Here is a 16,426-nt window from a genome sequence, read left to right on the forward strand (position 1 = left end):
TCCTGAGGGTCAGACGCGGTCCCCGGGTCAGTGGGTGTCGACTGCCGAGATCTCCGACCGGTCCTCGCCCCAGAGGGTGTGGAATGTCCCCTCGGTGTCCACGCGCTGGTATGTGTGGGCTCCGAAGAGGTCGCGCTGGCCCTGGACGACGGCAGCGGGGAGGCGCTTGCGGCGGAGGGCGTCGTAGTACGCGAGCGAGGACGAGAAGACCGGCACGGGAATGCCGAGCTGGACCGCGGTGGCCACCACGCGGCGCCAGGCGGGGACGGCCGCGGCGATGGACTCGGCGAAGGCCGGGGCGAACAGCAGGTTGGCGGGCTTGCTGTCCCCCTTGTACGCGGCCGTGATGTCCTTCAGGAGAGCGGCGCGGATGATGCAGCCGGCACGCCAGAGCGAGGCGATCTCGTCGAGCTTGAGGTCCCAGCCGTATTCCTTCGCGGCGCTGCCGAGCATGTCCAGGCCCTGGGCGTAGGAGACGAGCTTTGAGGCGTAGAGCGCCTGGCGGACGTCCTCGACGAATCCGTCGGGAACCTCGACGCTGGCCTCGTGGCCGGCGAGCGTCTCCTGGGCGATGGCCCGCTGCTCAGCCTGCGACGAGATGCCGCGGGCGAACACGGATTCGGCGATGCCGGAGACCGGGGAGCCGAGGTCGAGCGCGGACTGCACGGTCCAGCGGCCGGTGCCCTTCTGGCCGGCGGCGTCGACGACGACGTCGACGAACGGCTTGCCCGTCTTCGCGTCGACGTGCGCCAGGACTTGGGCGGTGATCTCGATCAGGAAGGAGGAGAGCTCGCCCTTGTTCCACTCGGCAAAGATCTCCGACTGCTCCGCGGGCTCGATGCCTGCCGCGCTGCGCAGCAGGTCGTAGGCCTCGCCGATGACCTGCATGTCCGCGTACTCGATGCCGTTGTGGACCATCTTGACGAAGTGGCCGGCGCCATCCGTGCCGACCCACGCGCAGCACGGCTCGCCGTCGGCCTTCGCCGAGATCTTCTCGAGCATGGGGCCGAGTGCCTCGTAGGACTTCTTGGAGCCGCCCGGCATGATGGACGGGCCATTGAGCGCGCCCTCCTCGCCACCGGAGACACCGACACCCACGAAGTGGAGGCCCTTCTCGGCGAGGGCGGCCTCGCGACGGCGCGTGTCGGCGTAGTGCGAGTTGCCGGCGTCGATGACAATGTCGCCCTCCTCAAGGAGCGGGACGAGCTGGTCCACGACGGCGTCGACCGGCGCGCCAGCCTTGACCATGATCAGGACGCGCCGCGGCTTCTCAAGCGAGTCGACGAGTTCCTGGAGGGTCTCCGTGCGCACGAAGTCGCCCTCGTCGCCGTGCTTGGCGAGCAGGGCGTCCGTCTTCTCGACGGACCGGTTGTGAAGCGCCACGGTGTACCCGTTGCGCGCGAGGTTACGGGCGAGGTTCGCGCCCATCACCGCAAGGCCGGTGACGCCGATCTGTGCAGACATGTACTCTCCGTCTCTTCGTGGGATTCCGCATCCAAGGCTAGTTGACGCCCTTTCCGGCGATCACTGTTTGACATCTTATTTCGGCGCGCCTCACTTTTGGCACACGTTTGCCACAGTTGCCGTCGTCACGGAGGGACGGGTAGGAAGATTTTCATGACGAGTGTTTGGACTTTGGGGCTCTTGACCGTATGCTCGTGTCAGAGCCTCCCGTCGCGGCGAACCCCCCAATGGCCGCGGCGGGAGGCTTCTTCCATACACGGGAGCATCCCGCAGCGCCGAGAGGCGCGGACCCCAGAGGACGTGGTTGTGGGTCCTACCGGGATCGAACCGATGACATCCACGGTGTAAGCGTGGCGCTCTACCAGCTGAGCTAAAGACCCTGACGACGGCGACGCCATCGGGCGCGCCGGGGCACCACTGTACCGCAGCGGATCGGGGGCCGGAAAACGGCCGGCTCCGCCGCCGCCGCGGGTCAGCGAGATCCGCGTCAGCCCGAGATCGCGGCGAGTGCCGATCGGTAGCCGTCGAGGTCGCGGGCCTTCCCACGCGGATTGACCACGCGGTAGCGCACCACCCCGTCGGCGTCGAGGATGAAGGTGCCCCGCAGTGCCATGCCGTCCCTCTCGTCGAAGACGCCGAAGCGGCGGGCCACGGCCCCATGGGGCCAGAAGTCTGCCAGAAGCGGGAAATCGTATTTTTCCGCCTGGGCGTAGGCCCGCTGGGTGAACTTGCTGTCCACGGAAACGGCGAGGACTTGCGCCCCCGCGGCGGCGAAGATCTCCCCGTTGTCCCGCAGCTCACCGAGTTCGCCGGTGCAGATGCCGGAAAAGGCGAAGGGGAAGAACACCACGACCACGGGACGGCCCCGCAGGGATTCCAAATGGACGGGCTCGCCGAACTGATTGGGGAGCTCGAAGTCCGGAGCGCTCTCGCCGACCTGGGGACCCGGCAGGGACGGCAGCGCAGTCACTGCTTCTTCCGGACGAGGCGCGTCGCGCTCCAGTCCTTGGACACGCCCACCGACGAGGTCGAGTGCAGGCCGGCCGTCGGCGCAGCCTCCTGGACCTCGACCGGGCGCACATGGCCATCACGTCCCTGCTTCGGGATGAGAAGCCAGACGACGCCGGATTCCTCGAGAGTGGTCTGGGCGTCCATGAGCATGTCGACGAGATCGCCGTCGTCCTCCCGCCACCACACGATGACACCGTCGACCACGTCGTGGTCGTCCTCGTCGAGGAGGTCCGAGCCGGTTGCCTCCTCGATCGCCTCACGCAGGCCGAAGTCAACGTCCTCGTCGTAGCCGAACTCCTGGATCAGGTCCCCGTCTTTGAAACCCAATCGCGCCGCCACATTGCTGTCTGCGGCGGTGTCCGTCTCGCCCACGTCGTCCTCCTCCTTCTTCATGTCTTACTGGCCCTCGCCCGCGGCGGGACCTCGGCGCAGGAGCCCCGGGCGCCGCTTGACGCGACGGCCCGGCACACCTCCACCGTATGTACAAGCCAACACCGTTTGCCCCGCCGCTTCAAGCGCGCACCGCCCAAGAGGCCGCGGCTGCGGGCGCCGTCGGGCCCACGGGGACGCTGGAGCACGGCAATCGCAATACAGCCGGGGGCGGCGGCGCCCGCTACGCATCGCCACCGCACCGCGACTAGAGTGGCCCGTGGGTGTGGCACGGCCTGGATGACCCCGGCCCCAGCAGCACTCGAGCACGAACGCCCTGAACGCACAGGGCACAGCGACGACACCGCCCGCCGCCCGGCTGCCACCAGCTCCGGTCTCCGGGCTCGAAGAGAGGTTTGGACGTGTCTGTAGGAGAAGAGACCTCGCACATCCTCAGCGGCCTGACGAATCAGCTGCCCGACCGAGACCCCGACGAGACGGCGGAGTGGATCGAATCGCTCGATTCGCTCATCGAGGAACGCGGCACCGCGCGGGCGCAGTACATCATGCGCAGCCTCCTGCAGCGTGCCGGGTCGCAGAGCGTGGGTGTGCCGATGGTCACCACGACGGACTTCGTCAACACGATTCCCGCGGACCAGGAGCCCGAGTTCCCCGGCAATGAGGAGTTCGAGCGCCGCTACCGCGCCTACATGCGGTGGAACGCCGCGATCATGGTGCACCGGGCGCAGCGGCCCGGCATCGGCGTGGGCGGGCACATCTCCACCTACGCCGGCGCGGCGACCCTCTACGAGGTCGGGTTCAACCACTTCTTCCGCGGCAAGGACCACCCAGGCGGCGGCGACCAGGTCTTCTTCCAGGGACACGCCTCCCCCGGCATGTACGCGCGCGCGTTCATGGAGGGGCGCCTGTCCGAGGAGGACCTCGACGGCTTCCGCCAGGAGAAGTCCCGTGAGGGCCACGCCCTCTCCTCCTACCCGCACCCCCGCATGATGCCGGAGTTCTGGGAGTTCCCGACCGTCTCGATGGGCATCGGGCCGATGAATGCCATCTATCAGGCCCAGACGAACCGCTATCTGCACAACCGCGGGATCAAGGACACCTCGGACCAGCACGTGTGGGCCTTCCTCGGCGACGGCGAGATGGACGAGCCCGAGTCCCGCGGCCTGCTCCAGCTCGCCGCCAACGAGAACCTCGACAACCTCACCTTCGTGGTCAACTGCAACCTGCAGCGCCTCGACGGTCCGGTGCGCGGCAACGGCAAGATCATCCAGGAGCTCGAGGCGTTCTTCCGCGGCGCGGGCTGGAACGTCATCAAGGTCATCTGGGGACGCGAGTGGGACAGCCTGCTGGCCCGCGACGACAACAACCAGCTCGTCAAGATCATGAACGAGACGCTCGACGGCGACTACCAGACCTACAAGGCCGAGTCGGGCGGGTTCGTGCGCGAGCACTTCTTCGGCAAGACGCCCGAGACCAAGGAACTCGTCGCCGACTACTCGGACGAGCAGATCTGGAACCTCAAGCGCGGCGGCCACGACTATTGGAAGGTCTACGCCGCCTACAAGGCCGCCACCGAGTTCAAGGGCAAGCCGACTGTCGTCCTGGCGATGACCGTCAAGGGGTACGGCCTGGGTCCGCACTTCGAGGGCCGCAACGCGACCCACCAGATGAAGAAGATGACCCTGCAGGACCTCAAGGACTTCCGCGACCACCTGCGGATCCCGATCACGGACGAGCAGCTCGAGGCCGACCCTTACCAGCCGCCGTACTACCACCCGGGGCAGGACGCCCCCGAGATCCAGTACATGATGCAGCGCCGCAAGGAGCTCGGCGGCTTCCTGCCCGAGCGCCGCGATCCCCACGAGGGCATCGCGCTGCCCGACGACAAGTCGTTCGAGGTGGCCAAGCGCGGCTCCGGGAAGCAGCAGGCGGCCACGACCATGGCCTTCGTCCGCCTGCTCAAGGACCTCATGCGGGACAAGGAGTTCGGCAGGCGCGTCGTCCCCATCGTCCCCGACGAGGCCCGCACGTTCGGCATGGACGCGTTCTTCCCGACCGCGAAGATCTACAACCCGAAGGGCCAGAACTACCTCTCGGTGGACCGCGACCTCGTGCTCGCGTACAAGGAGTCCCCGGCCGGCCAGATCCTCCATGCGGGCATCAACGAGGCGGGGTCGATCGCGGCGTTCACAGCCGCGGGCACCTCCTACGCCACGCACGGCGAAACCCTCGTGCCGATCTACGTCTTCTACTCGATGTTCGGCTTCCAGCGCACCGGCGACGGCATCTGGGCCGCCGCCGATCAGATGGCCCGCGGCTTCATCATCGGCGCCACCGCCGGCCGGACCACGCTCACCGGCGAAGGCACCCAGCACGCCGACGGGCACTCCCCGATCCTGGCCTCGACGAACCCCGCGGTCGTCGCCTATGACCCCGCCTACGGCTATGAGATCGGCCACATCGTCAAGTCCGGCCTTGAGCGCATGTACGGCGGGAAGCACCCGAACCCGAACGTCATGTACTACCTCACGGTCTACAACGAGCCGATCGTCCAGCCTGCCGAGCCGGAAGAGCTCGACGTCGAAGGCGTGGTCAGGGGCATCTACCTCCTCGCGCCGGCGAAGATCGACGGCCCGCGTACCCAGCTGCTCGCCTCGGGTGTCTCCGTGCCCTGGGCTCTCGAAGCCCAGCAGATCCTCGCGGAGGAGTGGGGAGTCTCTGCGGACGTGTGGAGCGTCACCTCGTGGAATGAGCTCCGGCGTGACGGCCTGGCGGCCGAGGAGGAAGCCTTCCTCAACCCCGGCCAGGAACCCCGTCAGCCGTTCGTCACCCAGCAGCTCGCCGGGGCCACCGGTCCGATCGTGGCGGTGACGGACTACATGAAGGCCGTCCCCGACCAGATCCGCCAGTTCCTCCCGAACGAGTTCGCGACGCTCGGCGCAGATGACTTCGGCTTCGCCGACACCCGTGCCGCGGCGCGCCGGTACTTCCACATCGACAGCCACTCGGTCGTGGTCCGTGCGCTTCAGATGCTGGCCCGGCGCGGCGAGGTCGACGCCGACGCACCCCGTCAGGCATTCGACCGGTACCGCCTCAACGACGTGAACGCCGGATCGACTGGCAACGCGGGCGGCGAGTCCTAGCCCACTCCCCCGTCCCGGGCGGCCTGCAGCCGCCCCAGACCCACGGCGGCCCTTCCCGGCTTCGGGGAGGGCCGCCGTCGTGTGTGAACCCAGGCACTCCGGCTTGTAGCCTTCGCACAAAATTCACCCCGGGCCCCGGCTCGCCTATGCTCTAGGCATGAGCCAGCCCAAGCAGTCCACCGGCGGCTCGCCGAACGGCAAGCTGACCATCTCCCCGGCCAAGGCGGAGACGGTCAAGAAGCTGCGGGCCAACGTCGGCCAGCTCTCGACCACCACCATGCGCGAGCTCGAGCGGGCGCTGCCCTGGTACAGCCGGCTCAGCGCAGACGAGCGGTCCGCGCTCGGGCTCGTGGCGCAGAACGGGATCGCGGCCTTCGTCACCTGGTACGAGCGGCCCACCATGCCCTCGTGGATCCTGTCCGACGTCTTCGGCAGCGCACCGACAGAGCTCACCCGCTCCATCAGCCTCCAGAAGGCCCTCCAGCTCATCCGGATCGTGGTCGAGGCGGTCGAGGACCAGGTCCCCCACCTCGCACCCGAAGAGGACCAGCCTGCCCTGCGCGAAGCCGTCCTGCGCTACTCCCGCGAGGTCGCCTTCGCCGCTGCCGACGTCTACGCACGCGCCGCCGAGACCCGGGGCTCGTGGGACACCCGGCTCGAGGCGCTCATCGTGGACGCGATCCTGCGGGGGGAGAACACCGACGCGCTGCGCTCGCGGATCGCGGCGCTCGGATGGAAGGCCCAGGAGCGCTTCACCGTCATGGTGGGCAGCGCTCCCCTCGAGCCGAGCCCGACCTACGTGGGCGAGCTGCGGCGCCTGGCCGGCCGCTATGCCCAGGACGCGCTCGTGGGCATCCAGGGCGACAGGCTCATCCTGATCCTCGGCGGACTCGACGATCCCCCCGGCGCGATGGCCCGTCTCGCCGACCTCTTCGCGCCGGGCCCCGTGGTGTTCGGCCCCGAGGCACCCACGCTCCCCGAGGCGAGCATGTCGGCGCAGGCGGCGTTCGCCGGCCTATCCGCGGCCCGCGCCTGGCCCAACGCTCCCCGCCCTGTCTCGGCCGACGACCTCCTCCCCGAGCGTGTCGTCGCGGGCGACGACGCCGCGCGCCGGGCCCTCGTCCAGAAGATCTACCGACCGCTCGTCGCCGCGTCCAACGGGCTCGTGGAGACCCTCAGCGCCTACTTCGAGCTCGGCCACTCGCTCGAGGCCACGGCGCGGGAGCTGTTCGTCCATGCCAACACCGTGCGGTACCGGCTTCGGCGCGTGTGCGATGTCACGGGATGGGATCCGCTGCTTCCCCGCGAGGCCTTCGTCCTGCAGACCGCTCTGGTGGTCGGACGGCTCGCAAGCACAGGCAAGCCAGCCGGGGAAAGGCCTGCCGGACGCTCCTGACAGGCCCCGCCGACGACCCCACTCGTTGTAGACTTCCCACAAACCGCGTTCTGGAGCTTGGTGCGTGCACCCACGCCGCGGACGCCCGCCGATTTGGAAAGCTTGGATTCGTGCTTGCAATTGTCTGCCCTGGACAGGGCTCCCAGACGCCCGGCTTCTTGGCCCCCTGGCTAGAGGTCCCCTCCGTCGCCGAGCGCCTGGGCGCCCTCGGAGACGTCGCCGGCCTTGACCTCGTGGCCCACGGGACCACCTCGGACGAGGAGACCATCAAGGACACCGCCGTCGCCCAGCCGCTCATCGTGGCCGCCGGCATCGTCACCGCAGAGGCGCTGTTCGACGTCGATCTCTCGGAGCTGCCCATTGTCCTGGCCGGCCACTCAGTCGGCGAGATCACCGCGTCGGCGCTCGCCGGCGTCGTGAGCGCCGAGGACGCGATGCGCTTCGTCTCCGTCCGCGCCCAGGGGATGGCGCGCGCCGCGGCCGTCGCTCCGACAGGCATGAGCGCCGTCCTCGGCGGTGACCGCGAGGAGGTGCTGGCTGCCATTGCGGCCGCCGGCGCCGAACCGGCCAACGTCAACGGGGGCGGCCAGATCGTCGCAGCAGGCACCTTCGAGCAGCTCGAGGCCCTCGCGGCGAACCCGCCCGCAAAGACCCGCATTGTGCCGCTGAAGGTGGCCGGGGCCTTCCACACGCAGCACATGGCCTCCGCCGTGTCAGATCTCGAGGCCCTGCGGCCCTCGCTGTCCGTGAGCGACCCCACTGTGCCGCTCCTGTCGAACTACGACGGCGCACCTGTCGCGTCGGGCGACGCCGCCGTCGCGAGTCTCATCGCCCAGGTCTCGCGGCCGGTGCGCTGGGACCTCTGCATGGAGACGCTCGCATCGCGCGGCGTCACGGGCGTCATCGAGCTCGCACCGGCCGGCACCCTTGTCGGCCTCGCCAAGCGTGGCATGCCCGGCGTGAAGACAGTCGCCGTCAAGACGCCCGGCGACGTGGCGGCGGCGCTTGAACTGTTCGCCGCCGATGCCGAGAGCGGCGAGGCCCGGAACGAAGAGGAGACCGTGTGAGCGAGCCGACCCTGAAGCAGTCCCCCGCCCGCGAGCACTCCCGGATCGCCGGCATCGGGGCCTACCGGCCCTCGGTGGTCGTCACTAACGACGACGTCTGCCAGTGGATCGACTCCTCCGACGAGTGGATCCGCCAGCGCACCGGAATCGTCACCCGCCACCGCGCTCCCGCGGACGTGAGCGTCATCGACATGGCCGAAGGCGCGGCGCGCGAGGCGCTCGAGTCCGCGGGCATCACCGGCAGCCAGCTGGGGGCCGTCATCGTCTCCACGGTGACCCACCCCTTCGCCACGCCCTCTGCAGCCGCACAGCTGGCCGACCGGCTCGGTGCCACCCCAGCGCCGGCCTACGACATCTCGGCCGCCTGCGCCGGGTACTGCTATGGCGTTGCCCAGGCCGACGCGCTCGTGCGCTCGGGTGCAGCGGAGTACGTGCTCGTCATCGGCGCCGAGAAGCTCAGCGACTTCATCGACAACACCGAGCGCACCATCTCCTTCCTGCTCGGCGACGGTGCAGGCGCCGTCGTCGTCGGACCGTCCGAGACTCCCGGGATCGGGCCCTCGGTGTGGGGCTCCGACGGCAGCAGGTGGGGCACGATCGGCATGACCCACTCTCTGCTCGACGTGCGGGACCTGTCCGATGAGGCAGAGCGCGACGGCGCCGGCAACGCTGCCGCGGTGCTCGGCACCGAAGCAAAGATCTGGCCGACGCTGCGCCAGGATGGCCAGAGCGTCTTCCGCTGGGCTGTGTGGGAGATGGCCAAGGTCGCCAAGCGCGCGCTCGACGCGGCTGGCGTCGGGCCGGACGACCTCGCCGCATTCGTACCCCACCAGGCCAACATGCGCATCATCGACGAGATGGTCAAGCAGCTCGGCCTGCCGGCGTCCGTCATCGTCGCGCGTGACATCGCGGACGCGGGCAACACGTCGGCGGCCTCCATCCCGCTCGCCGCCCATCGCCTGCTGAAGGAGAACCCAGACCTCAGCGGCAAGCTCGCCCTGCAGATCGGCTTCGGCGCTGGCCTTGTGTTCGGCGCCCAGGTCGTCGTCCTCCCCTGAGACTGTGCCGCCTGCTCCAGGCGGCCGAGACCAAGCCGCATGAGCGGCTGGAACCCTGATCCGGCGACCGCCGGGAACCGAGAAAAGGAGCCGACATGGCAACCAACGAAGAGATCCTCGCCGGTCTGGCCGAGATCATCAACGAGGAGACGGGCCTGGCCACCGAGGCCGTCGAGCCCGACAAGTCCTTCACGGATGACCTCGACATCGACTCGATCTCCATGATGACCATCGTGGTCAACGCCGAGGAGAAGTTCGGGGTCCGCATCCCCGACGAGGAGGTCAAGAACCTCTCCACCGTCGGCGACGCTGTCGACTTCATCGCCAAGGCCCAGGCCTAAGTGCGACCGCGGCGGCCGGCGCCCACCACGCCGGCCGCCACCCAAGACTTCCGCCAGCACCGCTGGCGCTGACGCGAACCGAAAGAGCGAAGCATGGCGCGCAAAGTTGTTGTGACCGGCCTCGGGGCCACGACGCCGATCGGCGGCGACGTCCCCACCCTCTGGCAGAACGCCCTCAAGGGCGTCTCGGGGGTCCGCAGGCTCACCGACGACTGGGTCGAGGAGTTCGATCTCCCGGTCAAGATCGCCGCCAAGCTCTCCACACCCGCCGAGAACGTCCTCAGCCGCGTCGAGATGAAGCGTATGGACCCCTCGACCCAGTACGGTGTCATCGCCGCCCGTGAGGCGTGGCGGGACGCCGGGATCGAGGAGATTGACCACGATCGGCTCGCCGTGGCATTCGCCACCGGCATCGGGGGTGTGTGGACGCTGCTGAACGGGTGGGACACGCTCCGCGAGAAGGGCCCGCGCCGCGTCCTCCCAATGACGGTCCCCATGCTCATGCCCAACGGTGTCGCGGCAGCGGTCAGCCTCGACCTCGGCGCGCGGGCCGGCGCCCACACCCCTGTCTCCGCCTGCGCCTCCGGGACCGAGGCCATGAACGTCGGCCTCGAGCTGATCCGTGCCGGCAAGGCCGATGTGGTGATGGTCGGCGGCGCCGAGGCCGCCATCCACCCCATGCCGCTCGCGTCCTTCGCCGCGATGCAGGCGCTGTCCAAGCGCAACGACGACCCCGAGCACGCCTCGCGTCCGTACGACATCGACCGTGACGGCTTCGTCATGGGCGAGGGAGCCGGCGCCCTGGTGCTCGAGGCCGAGGAGCACGCCCTGGCCCGCGGCGCGCGCATCTACGGTGAGCTCGCCGGTACCTCCGTCACGGCTGATGCCTATCACATCACCGCTCCGGACCCGGAGGGGCTCGGCGCCACGCGCGCCCTCAAGGCAGCGATGTTCGACGCCCGCATCCAGCCCGAGGACGTCACCCACGTCAACGCCCACGCGACGTCCACCCCGGTCGGCGACAAGCCCGAGTACACCGCACTCAAGGCAGCGCTCGGCAGCCATGTGGACAATGTTGCCGTGTCGGCGACCAAGTCCCAGATGGGGCATCTGCTGGGTGCGTCAGGCGCGGTGGAGGCAGTGCTGACCGTCCTCGCCGTGTACGAGCGCAAGGCGCCGGCGACGATCAACCTGGACCACCAGGACCCGGACATCCCCCTCGATGTTGTGACGACCGCCCGAGACCTCCCGCAGGGCGACATCGTGGCCCTGAGCAATTCCTTCGGCTTCGGCGGCCACAACGCCGTCGTGGTCATCCGCAACCACTGACCACGCTCCGCTGCAAACGACGACGAGGGGGCCCGCCGTGTACTACGGCGGGCCCCCTCGTCTGTACCGCGGCGACGCTTGAGGACGAGAAGGAGGCTGGATCGGACGAAAGGGTCGTCAGCCCACTTGGTGCAGCCAGCGGACGGGAGCGCCCTCCGCGGCGTGCCGGAACGGCTCCAGCTCCTCGTCCCATGCCTCGCCCAGTGCGAGGGAAAGCTCGTGGTAGACGACGGCAGGATCGCCCGCACCGGCCTCGTAGGCGTAACGGATCCGGTCCTCGGAGACCACGATGTTGCCGTGGACATCGGTCATCCCGTGGAAGATCCCGAGTTCGGGGGTGTGTGACCACCGGGCACCGTCGACTCCGGGACTGGGCTCCTCCGTGACCTCATAGCGAAGATGCGCCCAGCCCCTCAGGGCGGACGCAAGCTGTGCCCCGGTCCCCGGAGCCCCCATCCACGAGAGCTCCGCACGGAACATTCCCGGAGCGGCTGGCTGAGCCGTCCAGTCCAGATCCGTGCGCTTGTCGACGACCGAGCCGATGGCCCACTCCACGTGGGGACACAACGCGCTCGGTGCCGAGTGCACGAACAGCAGACCACGCGTCATCACTGCAGACATTCCATCCTCCATCGCTGTCGGTACGTCTTCCCCTACGACCGTCAGCTGGCGGGTGTCCCCAATCGACCCGTGGCTATGCAGTTGTTCCGCCGCTGCCGCCCCGCATTCTGCAAGGCGCCATGAACCGGCGGGTTTGCGACCATTCTGCACGAGACACCGGCCATGCGCCAGTGCGCCCCGCCGATCAGGCGCGCGGATGCGACGAGAGGTAACTGGCTCGCAGCCGTTCCACCGAGACATGGGTGTAGAGCTGCGTCGTGGCGAGGCTGGCGTGCCCGAGCAGTTCCTGGACGCTGCGCAGGTCTGCGCCCCCGTCGAGCAGGTGGGTTGCCGCCGTGTGCCGCAGGGTGTGCGGGCCGCTCGCCGAGGTGTCCCCGAGCGCGCGCAGGGCGCGGTCGACGACGTCCCGCGCCTGCCGCTGTCCGAGCCTGCCGCCGCGGCGGCCGAGGAAGAGGGCCGGGCCGCTGGCGGCGCTCGCGAGCGTGTGGCGAACGGCAAGCCATCGCGTGAGCGCTGCGGCAGCCGGTTCCCCGAACGGGACGGTCCGTTCCTTGTTGCCCTTGCCGAGGATGCGGGCTGTGCGTCGCTCGAAGTCCAGATCGTCGACATCGAGGCCCGCGAGCTCGCCCACCCGCACCCCGGTAGCGTAGAGGAACTCCACCAGGGCCAGGTCCCGTACCGCGACCGGGTCGCCTTCCGACGCGGCACCGGCCGCACCCTCGACGAGCCGCTCGGCCTGTTCGCGATGGAGGACCGCGGGGAGGTGCTTGTCGCGTTTGGGCGCGGCGAGACGGAGGGCGGGGTCCGCCTCCACGCGTCCCTCCCTCAAGGCCCAGGCCATGAACGCCCGGACCGACGACGCGCGTCGGGCCAGAGTTGCCCGGGACAAGCCTGAGTCGCTCTGCCGGCCGAGCCACCTCCTCAGCATCGCCAGATCGATCCCACTCAGGTCCCAGGCGCCGTCCCCGACGGCCGACGCGAGCATCGACGAGAGGTCCGACTCATAGGCCCGGACGGTGTGGGCTGATCGTCCGCGCTCGAGCGCGAGGTACCGGAGGAAATCCGAAAGCGCGCGGGCGAGGGCCGGGTCCAGGGTGGAGCCCAGCTGCAGCTCCCCGGAATGCCGCGCGGGCTCCGGCTGCTCGCGCGGCAGCGGCTGCTGGGGGCCGGGGGCGCTCACCGCCTGCTCCCAGCACCTGGAGTCGCAGCTGTGACGGCCGATCCCACCGCGGACGGGATCATCGTTCCTCCTCTTGACGCTGGGTCGGCCTGCTCCTGCTCCCCTGCCACTCTGGCTCTGCTCCTCGCTCCCCGCAAGCCGACACGCGCGTCGCACTCAGCGGTGCCAGCCCCCGCTGCATCGCTCACCCGCGCTTCGCCCTGCGCCATCCCTCGTCGGTCCGCTCACAGAGCCCCTCGAGCGCGAGGCGACCCAGACCGGCCCGGACCTCGGCCTCGCTCAGCCCCGCCACGACAGCGAGCCGCTCCACCTCTGCCCCGCGCCGCACCGGAAGAGCCTCTAGCACCGCAAGGTCCACGAGCGACAGTCCGTCGTGCGGAGCAGGGGGACCCTGCGGATCCTCGACGAGGCCCTCGCCGGCCGGCGCCAGCAGTTCATAGACCTCCTTCTCGTCCACAACGCAGGTCGCCCCGTTGCGCAGGAGGGCGTGGCAGCCTGCCGAGTTCGCGCTGTAGACCGATCCCGGAACAGCTGCGACGTTTCTGCCCAGGTCGGCCGCCCTCCGGGCGGTGCTGAGCGCTCCCGACCGCCAGCGCGCCTCGACCACGACCGTGGCGGAGGACAGCGCAGCGATGAGCCGGTTGCGCTTGAGGAACCTGTGCTTGGTCGGCGCGGAGCCGGGGGGCACCTCGGAGACCACCAGGCCGCGCCGGGCGATCTCCCGCAGCAGGTCCTCATGTCCGGAGGGGTAGTACCGGTCGGCACCTCCAGCCATGACGGCAACGGTCGGCAGGGACCGGGCTGCAGATGCGAGGGCGCCCCTGTGCGCCTGCCCGTCGATGCCGTAGGCGCCACCGCTGACCACGGTGATTCCCCGGTCCGCGAGGCCCTTGGCGAGCTCGCCGGCGACCGAGAGTCCGTAGCCGGTCGCATCGCGCGAGCCGACGATCGCCAAGGACTTCCGGGTATCCGGCAGCGGCTCCTCACCCCGGACCCAGAGGCAGAGAGGAGCGTCGATGCCGAGATCACTGAGCCCCTCGGGCCACTCTCCGTCCTCAGGGATCACGAGCCGCCCGCCGAATCGGGCGATCGTTTCCAGATCTCGTTCAGGCGCCAAGTGCGCGACGCGGGGCCGCCACCGCTCGAGGGCCGTCTGGAGGCTCGCAGACGCCTCCTGACTGGCTGATCCGTGCTGCCCCCGGCCCGAGTGTGCCCCCTCCGTACCGGCCGCCACCGCCGTCGGCGCGGCCGGCGGCGTGACCTCTCCGACTGCGATTCTCAGTGCCTCGACGGGGCCAAGCACCTCCACGAGGGCGGTTCCCACTCCATCCATCGGCTCGAAGAGCCTCGACAGCGCTGCTCGGGCGATGCGTACGTCGTCCATGGTCTCTCCCTCTGCGACGCCCAGTCCGCCGCCTCGTGTCTGGTAGGTGCTGTTCATGCCGCCGCCACGGGCTGGCGCAGCAGGAGAGCCTGACCGACCTCGTCGGCGCCGGGCCGGTCGAGGCCCGCGAGATCCGCGATACTCCACGCGAGCCGGAGGACGCGGTCGTAGCCGCGGGCAGTGAGGGTGTTCGCCGTCATCGCCCGCTCGAGCGAGGACGTGCTGCCCGCGTCGAGACGGAAGCGTCCCCGTAGAAGTCGCCCAGGCACCTGCGAGTTCGTCTCGAGGCCGTACGGCGCCAGTCGCTCAGCCTGATGGGCCCGGGCGCGGAGCACGCGGGCTGCGACCTCTGCCGTCGACTCGCCCGGAGTCGTGCCACCGAGATCCGCCGCCCCCACCTTTCGGACTGCCAACTGGATATCGACCCGGTCAAGGAGCGGCCCTGAGATGCGTCCGAAGTATCGTCGTTTGGCCTGGGCCGTGCAGGTGCACTCGAGCCCCTTGCCGGTCCCTTGGCCACAGGGGCAGGGGTTGGCGGCGAGCACAAGCTGGAACCTCGCCGGGTACGCGGCGGTTCCGGCCGCGCGGTGGACCACGACTTCGCCCGACTCGAGGGGCTGGCGCAGGGAGTCCAGAACGCGTCGCTCGTATTCGGGCGCCTCGTCGAGGAACAGGACGCCGCGATGCGCACGGGAGGCCGCTCCCGGCCTCGGCACGCCCGAGCCGCCGCCGATGATCGCCGGCGCACTGGCCGTGTGGTGCGGACTCTCGAACGGCGGCCGCCTGATCAGGGACCGCTGCGCGGCGGGGTCGACGGAGAGGGAGTGGATCGCGGTGACCTCCATGGCGCCCTCGTCGTCGAGGTCCGGCAGGACTCCAGGGAGCCGTTCTGCGAGCATCGTCTTCCCTGCGCCGGGCGACCCGACGAGGAGCAGGTGGTGGGCACCGGCCGCTGCCACCTCGACTGCGGCCCGCGCCTCGGACTGCCCCGCGACATCCCGGAGGTCGGGCACGGACAGCAGGGGCACGGCAGGCGGGGCTTGGGACGCCGTCTCGACAGGGTCCGCCGACGGCAGCTCGACTGCCTTCGGGTCCGCGCCGAGCTCGAGCGCGAGCTGGCCGAGGGAGCTGTAGGCGTGGACCCGGGCACCGGGGACAAGGGACGCCTCCTGGGCGTTGCCCGAGGCCACCACCACGTCCGGGCGCCCGGCCCGCACCGCGGCCATGACTGCGGGGAGGACGCCCCGCAGCGGCCGCAGCTGTCCGTCGAGCCCGAGCTCGGCGAGGAAGACCACCCCCAGGGGTGGCCTGAGATCGCCGGCTGCTGCGAGAGACGCAATCGCTATGGCCAGATCGAACCCGGTGCCCCGTTTGGGAAGCGACGCCGGGATGAGGTTGACGGTCAGCTTCCGCCTGCTCAACGGAAGCCCGCTGTTGTGCGCGGCACTCCGGATCCGCTCCCGGGCCTCGTTGAGCGCCGAATCGGGCAGCCCGAGCAGCACGAAGTTGGGCAGCGTCTGACCGATGTCGGCTTCGACCTCGACGAGGTAGCCGTTGAGTCCGACAAGTGCCACCCCGAGCGCACGACCGACGCCCATCACGCTACGCCCATGAGGTGCTCCAGGACCGACTGCTCACCGGCCGGGCCCGTGACGGCGACCACGTCGACCCTGCGTTGACGCCCCCGAGCCCCGTGCTCGCGGGCCCACAGCCCCAAGAGCCGGACCAGACGCGCGAGCTTAGCCGGGTCCACAGCTTCGAAGGGATGGCCGTAGTCCCACGAGCGGCGGGCCTTCACCTCCACGGCGACGAGGGTGCCGGCGTCGGCGGCGACGATGTCCAGCTCCCCTTCGGCGCACCGCCAGTTCCGGTCCAGAATCGCCGCTCCCAGCGACCGCAGATACTCCTCAGCGAGGCGTTCGCCTCGGGCTCCCAGCCTGTCCTTCGCTCTCATGAGCCCAGACTCCCGCCCGGGGACGACGAAGGGACCCGCCCGGCCGCCCTATGTGGACGACACGCCGGAACGGGTCCCTGTGGAGGAC

14 protein-coding genes and 1 tRNA gene are annotated in these 16,426 nt (G+C 69.9%); 6 read left to right on the plus strand and 9 right to left on the minus strand.

Annotated features, from left to right (window positions below; genetic code table 11):
- Positions 1-27: 27 nt before the first annotated feature.
- From gndA to ABD298_RS03700, 4 genes are all read right to left on the minus strand, one after another.
- Positions 28-1,464: an NADP-dependent phosphogluconate dehydrogenase gene (gndA, locus tag ABD298_RS03685; RefSeq protein WP_344298328.1), complete on the minus strand. Its 1,437-nt coding sequence runs from the start codon at positions 1,462-1,464 to the stop codon at positions 28-30.
- Positions 1,465-1,771: 307 nt separating this feature from the next.
- Positions 1,772-1,844 (minus strand) — tRNA-Val (locus ABD298_RS03690).
- A gap of 107 nt (positions 1,845-1,951) precedes the next feature.
- Positions 1,952-2,434, minus strand: a complete 483-nt coding sequence (locus ABD298_RS03695; RefSeq protein ID WP_344298329.1) for a peroxiredoxin — start codon at positions 2,432-2,434, stop codon at positions 1,952-1,954.
- Positions 2,431-2,847 carry a DUF3052 domain-containing protein gene (locus tag ABD298_RS03700; protein WP_369802326.1) on the minus strand — a complete coding sequence of 139 codons (417 nt, stop codon included), beginning with the start codon at positions 2,845-2,847 and terminating at the stop codon, positions 2,431-2,433. Before ABD298_RS03700 ends, ABD298_RS03695 begins: the two co-directional genes overlap by 4 nt.
- A gap of 419 nt (positions 2,848-3,266) precedes the next feature.
- On the opposite strand from ABD298_RS03700, the gene aceE reads away from it, so the two are divergent.
- The 6 genes from aceE to fabF all read left to right on the plus strand — a co-directional run bounded on the left by aceE (position 3,267) and on the right by fabF (position 11,199).
- Positions 3,267-6,008 carry a pyruvate dehydrogenase (acetyl-transferring), homodimeric type gene (aceE, locus tag ABD298_RS03705; protein ID WP_344298330.1) on the plus strand — a complete coding sequence of 914 codons (2,742 nt, stop codon included), beginning with the start codon at positions 3,267-3,269 and terminating at the stop codon, positions 6,006-6,008.
- Positions 6,009-6,165: 157 nt separating this feature from the next.
- Positions 6,166-7,404 carry a PucR family transcriptional regulator gene (locus ABD298_RS03710; RefSeq protein ID WP_344298331.1) on the plus strand — a complete coding sequence of 413 codons (1,239 nt, stop codon included), beginning with the start codon at positions 6,166-6,168 and terminating at the stop codon, positions 7,402-7,404.
- A gap of 110 nt (positions 7,405-7,514) precedes the next feature.
- Positions 7,515-8,471 (plus strand): ACP S-malonyltransferase, encoded by a 957-nt coding sequence (locus tag ABD298_RS03715; protein ID WP_344298332.1) that lies wholly within the window; start codon positions 7,515-7,517, stop codon positions 8,469-8,471.
- A complete protein-coding gene (locus ABD298_RS03720; RefSeq protein WP_344298333.1) occupies positions 8,468-9,529 on the plus strand; it encodes a beta-ketoacyl-ACP synthase III in 1,062 nt (353 codons plus the stop codon). Before ABD298_RS03715 ends, ABD298_RS03720 begins: the two co-directional genes overlap by 4 nt.
- Positions 9,530-9,624: 95 nt before the next feature.
- Positions 9,625-9,870: an acyl carrier protein gene (locus ABD298_RS03725; RefSeq protein ID WP_208712732.1), complete on the plus strand. Its 246-nt coding sequence runs from the start codon at positions 9,625-9,627 to the stop codon at positions 9,868-9,870.
- A 93-nt stretch (positions 9,871-9,963) separates the two neighbouring features.
- Positions 9,964-11,199 carry a beta-ketoacyl-ACP synthase II gene (gene fabF / locus ABD298_RS03730; protein ID WP_344298334.1) on the plus strand — a complete coding sequence of 412 codons (1,236 nt, stop codon included), beginning with the start codon at positions 9,964-9,966 and terminating at the stop codon, positions 11,197-11,199.
- 117 nt (positions 11,200-11,316) lie between these two features.
- Here fabF and ABD298_RS03735 read toward each other — a convergent pair whose 3' ends face one another.
- From ABD298_RS03735 to ABD298_RS03755, 5 genes are all read right to left on the minus strand, one after another.
- Positions 11,317-11,820 carry a DUF3145 domain-containing protein gene (locus ABD298_RS03735; RefSeq protein ID WP_208712734.1) on the minus strand — a complete coding sequence of 168 codons (504 nt, stop codon included), beginning with the start codon at positions 11,818-11,820 and terminating at the stop codon, positions 11,317-11,319.
- A gap of 184 nt (positions 11,821-12,004) precedes the next feature.
- On the minus strand, positions 12,005-12,925 hold the full coding sequence (locus tag ABD298_RS03740; protein ID WP_344299035.1) for a tyrosine recombinase XerC: 921 nt from the start codon (positions 12,923-12,925) through the stop codon (positions 12,005-12,007).
- A gap of 259 nt (positions 12,926-13,184) precedes the next feature.
- The gene (gene dprA / locus ABD298_RS03745; RefSeq protein ID WP_344298335.1) at positions 13,185-14,384 is read right to left on the minus strand and encodes a DNA-processing protein DprA; all 1,200 of its coding nucleotides are present in this window, start codon (positions 14,382-14,384) and stop codon (positions 13,185-13,187) included.
- Between the two features lie 53 nt (positions 14,385-14,437).
- The gene (locus ABD298_RS03750) at positions 14,438-15,982 is read right to left on the minus strand and encodes a YifB family Mg chelatase-like AAA ATPase (protein WP_344298336.1); all 1,545 of its coding nucleotides are present in this window, start codon (positions 15,980-15,982) and stop codon (positions 14,438-14,440) included.
- Positions 15,982-16,338, minus strand: a complete 357-nt coding sequence (locus ABD298_RS03755; RefSeq protein ID WP_344298337.1) for a YraN family protein — start codon at positions 16,336-16,338, stop codon at positions 15,982-15,984. Before ABD298_RS03755 ends, ABD298_RS03750 begins: the two co-directional genes overlap by 1 nt.
- Between the last annotated feature and the right edge of the window lie 88 nt (positions 16,339-16,426).

The organism is Sinomonas flava (assembly GCF_039531875.1).
Lineage (GTDB): Bacteria > Actinomycetota > Actinomycetes > Actinomycetales > Micrococcaceae > Sinomonas > Sinomonas flava.

Coding starts and splice junctions, on each gene's coding strand:
- gndA (WP_344298328.1), bottom strand. CDS start 1,464: ATGTCTGCACAGATCGGCGTCACCGGCCTTGCGGTGATGGGCGCGAAC.
- ABD298_RS03755 (WP_344298337.1), bottom strand. CDS start 16,338: ATGAGAGCGAAGGACAGGCTGGGAGCCCGAGGCGAACGCCTCGCTGAG.
- fabF (WP_344298334.1), top strand. CDS start 9,964: ATGGCGCGCAAAGTTGTTGTGACCGGCCTCGGGGCCACGACGCCGATC.
- dprA (WP_344298335.1), bottom strand. CDS start 14,384: ATGGACGACGTACGCATCGCCCGAGCAGCGCTGTCGAGGCTCTTCGAG.
- ABD298_RS03725 (WP_208712732.1), top strand. CDS start 9,625: ATGGCAACCAACGAAGAGATCCTCGCCGGTCTGGCCGAGATCATCAAC.
- ABD298_RS03710 (WP_344298331.1), top strand. CDS start 6,166: ATGAGCCAGCCCAAGCAGTCCACCGGCGGCTCGCCGAACGGCAAGCTG.
- ABD298_RS03735 (WP_208712734.1), bottom strand. CDS start 11,820: ATGTCTGCAGTGATGACGCGTGGTCTGCTGTTCGTGCACTCGGCACCG.
- ABD298_RS03750 (WP_344298336.1), bottom strand. CDS start 15,982: ATGGGCGTCGGTCGTGCGCTCGGGGTGGCACTTGTCGGACTCAACGGC.